This is a genomic window from Novosphingobium sp. (assembly GCF_027489515.1).
Lineage (GTDB): Bacteria > Pseudomonadota > Alphaproteobacteria > Sphingomonadales > Sphingomonadaceae > Novosphingobium.
In genome coordinates, this window is sequence record NZ_JAIXZS010000025.1 from 44,054 (window position 1) to 50,909 (window position 6,856).

Sequence of the window (6,856 nt, forward strand, 5' to 3'; positions counted from 1 at the left end):
CGGCGGCGGCGGGTGCGCTTTGGCCGCCGTAGCCGGCGTCTATCCTTCGCGGCTGATCAGATCACGTCGGCAGACCTCAAGCGATGCCAAGGCAAATGGCACGACGACAAGGATGCCCGCGAGCCCGATGCGCAGATTTGCCCCGAACGCCCCGGAGATCTTGCCCGCGGCATAGGGTCCCAGCGCCAGGCCAAGCATCGTGGCAAACAGGAAGAACGCTGCCGTTGCCGTGGCTCGCGTGGTTGCGGGGACGATGTTGACGATTGTTCCTGCCGCACCACCAAGCGCACAACTCGCCAGGAACCACATCGGAAAGACGCAGAAGTAGACGACCGTCAGCGAATGGGTCGCCAACATGATGCAGTTCGGGATCAGCGATGCCAGTAGCGAGACACTCACCACGAGGATGCGTCGTGAGTGATACCGATCCCCCGCGAGACGATCTCCCAAGGCGCCGCCCGCGATCACCCCCAACGCCCCACCGGCTGCTGCCGATCCGCCCACTATCAACGCGACGGCACCGGCGGTTGCACCGAACTCGCGGATCACCAAGGACGGTCCGAAGGCCGAGTTCGCGTAAGTGATCACGCACATGAGACCATAGCCGAGGTTGAGGCCGACCACCGACTTCGACCCCCAGATGACGCGAAACGCTTCGGGATCATCGTGCTGCAAGGCTACGGCCCACGAGGCGATGGCATAGGCCCCGATACCGAGCGCGATCCACTGCACAGGATCACCGAGCAGCACCGAGAGCGCCGTCCCTGTGACCGCGAGCGCTGCTGCAATCCCGAGATTGCCGAGAAGCGCCACCCGGCCGCGCCGAGCCGCAGCCAACAGCGTGAAGGGCGGCACGATCGCCGCCAGATCGCGGACGAATGCGGCCAAAGTTGCGGGCTCTGGTTCAGGGCGGGGCGCGCCATCTACCGGTGCGACCTCGAAGCGGCCCCGAACAGGCTCCCTGAGGCTGCGCACCCAAAGCGCCAGGGCCAGCCCGGGCAACCCCACTGCGAGGAACGCAGCCTGCCATCCCGCGAGGCCGAATGGCCGATCTCCAAGCGGAAAGGCATGGTTCCAGCCCCCAGCGATAGCGGTGCCGATATAAAGCGAGAAGCCGCCCCCGAGGTAGATGCCGGACGAAAAGATGGCCACGGCGGTCGCACGGCGATGCGCCGGGAAATAGTCGCTCAGCAGCGAGTAGGACGAGGGGCCGGCCGTTGCCTCGCCGACACCGACACCGATGCGCGCAGCGCCGATTTGCAGGAAGCTACGCGAAAGGCCCGAGAGCGCCGTCATCACCGACCACAGTGCGAGGCCGGTCGCGAGCACCCGCGTGCGCATGGCGCGGTCAGCCAGTTTGCCGAGCGGGATGCCGAAAAGAGCGTAGAAGACGCCGAATGCGGTGCCGTAGAGGAAGCCGAACTGGGCATCCGAGATGCCGAGATCGTGCTTGATATCGACCGCAAGGATCGTCAGCAGCTGCCGATCCACGAAGTTGATGATGTAGACTATGACGAGGACAAACAGCGCGTACCAACTGTAGCGGTCAACGCCGAACCATTGCTTCGGTTTATCCGTCATCTCCATACTTGGTGCCATCCTCTATCCCAGCTGCATCGAATCCCGCGCGCCGCAGACGGCAGCTGTCACAGACGCCGCAGGCTCGGCCATCGGGCAGCGGGTCGTAGCACGACCAGCTGGCCCCCGGATCGAGCCCGAGACGGGCCGCTTCTTGCGCGATTTCGCTTTTCTTCAGATATTGGAGCGGGGCGTGGACCCGCACAGTGCCGCCCTGGTCACCCACCTTGGTGGCAACCCGGGCGAGGCTTTCGAAGCCGCCGATGAATTCCGGCCGGCAATCGGGATAGCCCGAATAATCAAGCGCGTTGACCCCGATGAAAAGGTCTGACGAGCCGGCCGCTTCGGCCCACGCGAGCGCGAGCGAGAGGAACACGAGGTTGCGAGCGGGGACATACGTCACCGGAATGTCGTCGCCCACACCATCCTTTGGCACAGCAATATCGGCCGTCAGCGCCGATCCGCCGAACTGGCGCAGATCGAGCGGCATCACAACATGGCGCTCGACACCAAGCGCCGACGCAATCGCTCGCGCGGCATCAACTTCGACACGGTGACGTTGGTTGTAGTCAATCGTCAGCGCAAGGACGCGGAAACCCTGCTCGCGCGCAAGCGCTGCGCAGACCATCGAATCGAGCCCTCCGGAAAGCAGGACGACAGCGAGCGGGCTTTGCTGGGGAACGGCTTGTGCGACCATGGACCAGAGCTAAAGCCATGGACCGCCCGTGGCAATCCTCGGCGCACAATCAGGATGTGCAGGCACCGATGCGGCGAGCCTCGGCACGGATATTGAACGGCAGACCCTGCGCAATGCCCTGTGTTTCAAGCTGCACGAGCTGCGCGCTCTCGTAGCGGACGGACGTCTGCCCATATCCATTTCCGGGACAGGTATAATGCACAGTGACCGCATCCGCCTTATCTTCGACAGTGAAGCTGCGGCAGACTTCGCGCATATGCCGGATCTGGATCAAACGGCGACCGCTTTCGATGCACAGCCGGCTCCGCCCCCCGGCCAGATCGCGATCGCGCACTTCCCACTGTCCGGGTTGAAGGTGATCCAGCATGGCTAGCGACGGTCGCTGCGCGGTGAGGCCAGGTGCGAGGAATGCGAACAGCATGACACTGCCGCTCGCGACAAGCCGCGCGAGCAGGCGAGGGGAAAGCCACAAAAGGGGGCGCAGCAGGCGGTCCATCTTGCAAGCGCGTCCATAGCGCGCTCCGACACCATGCCGGACCGCGAGGCGACACTATACGCAGAATCTGGCTGCGTTAAAGTGTTCTTGTTCCGCGATGAACCGAAACGGTTCGATCAATCGAGATCGATCTCGAAGACTCGCGAACAGAACGCGCAGTCGACGAGGATCAAGCCGTCCTCGTTGCGCATCTCCTCTCGCTCGGCCTTGCCGAAACGGGCGAGCACCGAGCGGTAGTAGTCGCTGGTGCACCGGCACCCTTTGACGATAGGCAGGCCGGGTTCCACGCGCACTTCCTGCTCCTCGTGAAACAGTCGCCAGAGCACAGTCTCCAGATCGAGACCGGGATCGACCAGTTCGGCAGGGCGCACTGCGCCGCCCATGATGCGCATGTGCTCCCATTCCGGATGATCGATCTGCACATGGAGCCGCTCGCGGCCCTCCTCGCCCTCCGGCAGGTGCTGGATGAGCAGCCCACCCGCAACGCAGCCGTTCGCATCGCTCCGGACGCCGAGCCGGATGAGCGTCGGGATCTGTTCGGACTGAACGAAATAGCTCTCGCAGGCGTCGGCCAGCGTTTCCCCTTCGAGCGGGACGATCCCCTGATAGCGCTGCCCCGTGGCGGCAAGGTCGAAGGTGATGGCGAGGTATCCTGCTCCGAACAGCGCGTGCAGCGTGGGCGCGGGGCCAAGCTCGTCAAGCCGCGCGCGGTCAAAGCGGACATAGCCGCGCACTTCGCCGCCACGGAAATCGCAAACAAGGAGGTCGACCACGCCGTCCTGCGTTTGTGCCTGCATCGTGAGCTGGCTTTGCTCATCCTTAAGCAAGGAGCCGAGCAAGGTCGCAAGCACCAACGCTTCCGCCAGAAGGTGGCGGATTGGCGCCGGATAAGCGTGCGCTGCGATCACGTCATCGAGCACGGGCCCAAGGCGAACAATCCGGCCGCGTGCATTACGGTCCGGGATGGTGAACGCGAGAACCTCGTCAAAACCGGTTCCACCTGCAGATTCGGACGTGCCCGCCATCGTCAGATCTGCCCGAACGCCCAGCGCAGGATCGACTTCTGCGCATGGATGCGATTCTCCGCCTCGTCCCAGACCACGGATTGCGGGCCATCAAGAACCGCGTCTGTCACTTCCTCGCCGCGATGCGCCGGAAGGCAATGGAGAAGGACGGCGTCGGACTTTGCCAGCGCCATGAGCTCCGCATTGACCTGAAACGGCGTCATCGCTGCCAGCTTTGCTTCGGCATGGGCCTGGCCCATCGAGATCCACGTGTCGGTTACCACGACGTCTGCCCCGCGCACGGCATTGGCTGCATCGCGGTAGACGTCGATGCGCGCACCACCGGCACGCGCCGCAGCAATGAAAGCAGGATCGCTGTCATAGCCGTCAGGCACACCGATGCGGACGTTGAACTTCATCAGCCCGGCTGCCTCGACGAACGAGTTGAGCACGTTGTTGCCGTCTCCCAGCCACGCCACCTCAAGGCCCGGCAGCGCCTTGCCATGTTCGAGCAAGGTCTGCAGATCGGCGATGATCTGGCAGGGATGCGAAAGATCGGTCAGCCCGTTGATCACCGGCACGCTGGCGAAATGCGCCAGTTCCTCGAGCTTTGCGTGATCATCGGTGCGCAGCATGATGGCATCGGCCATGCGGCTCAGCACGCGGGCAGTATCGGCGATCGTCTCACCGCGGCCGAGCTGCGTGGTGCCCGCATCGAGCACGACGCTGCTGCCACCGAGCTGCCGGATCCCGATATCGAACGAGACCCGGGTACGGGTCGAGTTCTTCTCGAACACCATCGCGAGGACATGGCCGGCAAGTGGCGCATCCGCATCGGGCTGTCCCTTGGGAAGTCCGCGCCGTGCCGCTTTCCGGTCCAAGGCATCCCCGAGGATGGCGGCGAGAGCATCGCCGCCTGCATCGCTCAGTCCGAGGAAGTGCCGGGTCATGCCGGCACTGCTTCGGCCGCATAACTTGCGGTTGCGGCCGAAAGCTTCTCCATGAACTCATCGATGTGGCTATCGTCGATCACCAGCGGCGGCAGCACACGGAAGGTCATGTCGCCAGCGGCGACGGTCAGCAGCTGGTGATTGTCGCGCATGTGCGCCACGAACGGCCGCGGCTCGATCTTCATCTTCACGCCAAGCATCAGGCCACGGCCGCGCACCAGCTCGAACATGTCCGGATAGTTGCCGATGAACTGCTCGAGCCGCCCGCGCAGACGTTCGCCCTTGGCTTTGACCTCGGCAAGGAAGGCCGGCTCAGCGACGACATCGAGCACCGCCTCGGCAGCCGCCATGGCGAGCGGATTGCCGCCATAGGTGCTGCCGTGGGTGCCGATGACCATGCCGCGCGCAGCCTTCTCGGTCGCGAGGCAGGCACCGAGAGGGAAGCCGCCCCCGATGCCCTTGGCGCTCGCCATGATGTCCGGCTTCACGCCATACTGCTCATAGGCATAGAGATCGCCGGTGCGCGCGACGCCGCACTGCACTTCGTCGAAGATCAGCATGAGATCATGCTCGTCAGCCAGCGCGCGCAGGCCTTGCAGGAATTCCGGCGAGGCATCGCGGATCCCGCCCTCGCCCTGGATCGGCTCGACGAGGAAGCCCGCAGTGCGCGGCCCGATCGCCGCCTTCGCGCCTTCGAGATCGTCGAAGTCGACATAGCGGAAGCCCTCGAGCAGCGGCATGAAGCCCTTGTGCATCTTCTCCTGATTGGAGGCGCTGATCGTGGCCATCGTGCGGCCGTGGAAGGCGTTCTTGAAGGTGATCAGCTCATAGCGCTCGGTATTGCCGGCATGCTGGTGATAGGCACGCGCGGTCTTGATCGCGCACTCGACGGCTTCTGCACCCGAATTGGTGAAGAACACCGTGTCAGCGAATGTCAGATCGACCAGGCGCTGCGCGAGGTGCTCGCCCTGCGGACTGCCGTACAGGTTGGAGACGTGCATCAGCGTGGCGGCCTGCCGCTGGATCGCGCCGATCAGATGCTCGTTGCTGTGCCCGAGCAGATTGACGGCGATGCCGCTGGCGAAATCGAGATAGCGCGTGCCGTCCTCGCTGATCAGATGGCAATGCTCTCCGCGCACTGGACGCACGCCGCACCGGGGATAGACGGGCATCAACGGAGTGATCGACATGACACGGTTCCTTCTTGCTTCGGCTCCCGCTGCGCCGGGAGTGTTGTCGTAAACGACAAATGGCGACCCCGAAGGGCCGCCATCTGAAAATGTCGGTGGCACAGGTCTCCGGCCGAAGGCCGAAGGACCACGCGCCAATCTCAGTCTTGTCGGGGCACCAGGTTGACCGCCGAGTACTTGCCCCGCCGATCGACCTCGAGATCGAACTCGAGCTTGTCGCCCTCGTTCAGCTCGCGCATGCCCGAACGTTCCACCGCGCTGATGTGCACGAACGCATCCGGCTGGCCATCATCACGCGTGATGAAACCGAAGCCCTTCATGGCGTTGAAGAACTTGACGGTGCCAGTTGCCTTCTCGCCAGTCAGCTGGCGCTGCGGCGCCGCGGGCTTGGCCGCGACAGCAATCACGTCGCCAACAACCTGCAGATCGGCCGCCGAGATCTTGCCGCCACGATCGACGAGGTTGAATTCCAGCTGCTGGCCCTCAGCCAGGCCTTCGAGGCCTGCACGCTCGACCGCGCTGATGTGAACGAACACATCCTCACCGCCGTCTTCACGCTGGATGAAGCCGAAGCCCTTCTGGGAATTGAAGAACTTTACGACGCCTTTGCCGGTACCGACGACCTGGGCTGGCATGCCGCCGCCGCGGGGACCGCCGAAGCCGCCACCACCACCGCCGCCGCCGCGCGGGCCGCCGAAGCCGCCACCACCGCCGCCGCTGCGATCACCGCCGCCGAAACCACCACGATCACCGCCGCCGAAACCGCCGCGATCGCCGCCGCCGAAGCCACCGCGACCACCACCGAAACCGCCGCGATCGAAACCGCCGCCGCCGAAACCACCGCCGCCGTAAGGGTCGAAGCCGCCCTCGTCACCGAAACCATCGCGCTTGTCGCGTCCGCGACCCCGCCGCCCTCTGTCAAAACCCATAAAAACCAATAA

The 6,856-nt window shown here is 64.4% G+C and carries 7 protein-coding genes; all 7 read right to left on the minus strand.

The features are described 5' to 3' along the window. Positions 1-39: 39 nt before the first annotated feature. The 7 genes from Q0082_RS04055 to Q0082_RS04085 all read right to left on the minus strand — a co-directional run bounded on the left by Q0082_RS04055 (position 40) and on the right by Q0082_RS04085 (position 6,844). Positions 40-1,581 (minus strand): MFS transporter, encoded by a 1,542-nt coding sequence (locus tag Q0082_RS04055; RefSeq protein WP_298190205.1) that lies wholly within the window; start codon positions 1,579-1,581, stop codon positions 40-42. Next, the gene (gene queC, locus Q0082_RS04060) at positions 1,571-2,275 is read right to left on the minus strand and encodes a 7-cyano-7-deazaguanine synthase QueC (RefSeq protein WP_298190207.1); all 705 of its coding nucleotides are present in this window, start codon (positions 2,273-2,275) and stop codon (positions 1,571-1,573) included. Before queC ends, Q0082_RS04055 begins: the two co-directional genes overlap by 11 nt. A gap of 49 nt (positions 2,276-2,324) precedes the next feature. After that, a complete protein-coding gene (locus Q0082_RS04065) occupies positions 2,325-2,771 on the minus strand; it encodes a DUF3617 family protein (RefSeq protein WP_298190209.1) in 447 nt (148 codons plus the stop codon). A 116-nt stretch (positions 2,772-2,887) separates the two neighbouring features. Next, positions 2,888-3,796 (minus strand): Hsp33 family molecular chaperone HslO, encoded by a 909-nt coding sequence (locus tag Q0082_RS04070; RefSeq protein WP_298190211.1) that lies wholly within the window; start codon positions 3,794-3,796, stop codon positions 2,888-2,890. Positions 3,797-3,798: 2 nt separating this feature from the next. Then, a complete protein-coding gene (argF, locus tag Q0082_RS04075) occupies positions 3,799-4,725 on the minus strand; it encodes an ornithine carbamoyltransferase (RefSeq protein ID WP_298190215.1) in 927 nt (308 codons plus the stop codon). Continuing rightward, the gene (locus Q0082_RS04080) at positions 4,722-5,915 is read right to left on the minus strand and encodes an aspartate aminotransferase family protein (RefSeq protein WP_298190218.1); all 1,194 of its coding nucleotides are present in this window, start codon (positions 5,913-5,915) and stop codon (positions 4,722-4,724) included. Before Q0082_RS04080 ends, argF begins: the two co-directional genes overlap by 4 nt. Before the next feature lie 140 nt (positions 5,916-6,055). Further along, complete coding sequence (locus Q0082_RS04085) at positions 6,056-6,844, minus strand: cold-shock protein (protein WP_298190222.1); 789 nt, start codon at positions 6,842-6,844, stop codon at positions 6,056-6,058. Positions 6,845-6,856: the final 12 nt, after the last annotated feature.

Excerpts from the sequence above, each read along its gene's own strand:
- Q0082_RS04055 (WP_298190205.1), bottom strand. The coding sequence starts at position 1,581 with ATGACGGATAAACCGAAGCAATGGTTCGGCGTTGACCGCTACAGTTGG.
- queC (WP_298190207.1), bottom strand. The coding sequence starts at position 2,275 with ATGGTCGCACAAGCCGTTCCCCAGCAAAGCCCGCTCGCTGTCGTCCTG.
- Q0082_RS04065 (WP_298190209.1), bottom strand. The coding sequence starts at position 2,771 with ATGGACCGCCTGCTGCGCCCCCTTTTGTGGCTTTCCCCTCGCCTGCTC.
- Q0082_RS04070 (WP_298190211.1), bottom strand. The coding sequence starts at position 3,796 with ATGGCGGGCACGTCCGAATCTGCAGGTGGAACCGGTTTTGACGAGGTT.
- argF (WP_298190215.1), bottom strand. The coding sequence starts at position 4,725 with ATGACCCGGCACTTCCTCGGACTGAGCGATGCAGGCGGCGATGCTCTC.
- Q0082_RS04080 (WP_298190218.1), bottom strand. The coding sequence starts at position 5,915 with ATGTCGATCACTCCGTTGATGCCCGTCTATCCCCGGTGCGGCGTGCGT.
- Q0082_RS04085 (WP_298190222.1), bottom strand. The coding sequence starts at position 6,844 with ATGGGTTTTGACAGAGGGCGGCGGGGTCGCGGACGCGACAAGCGCGAT.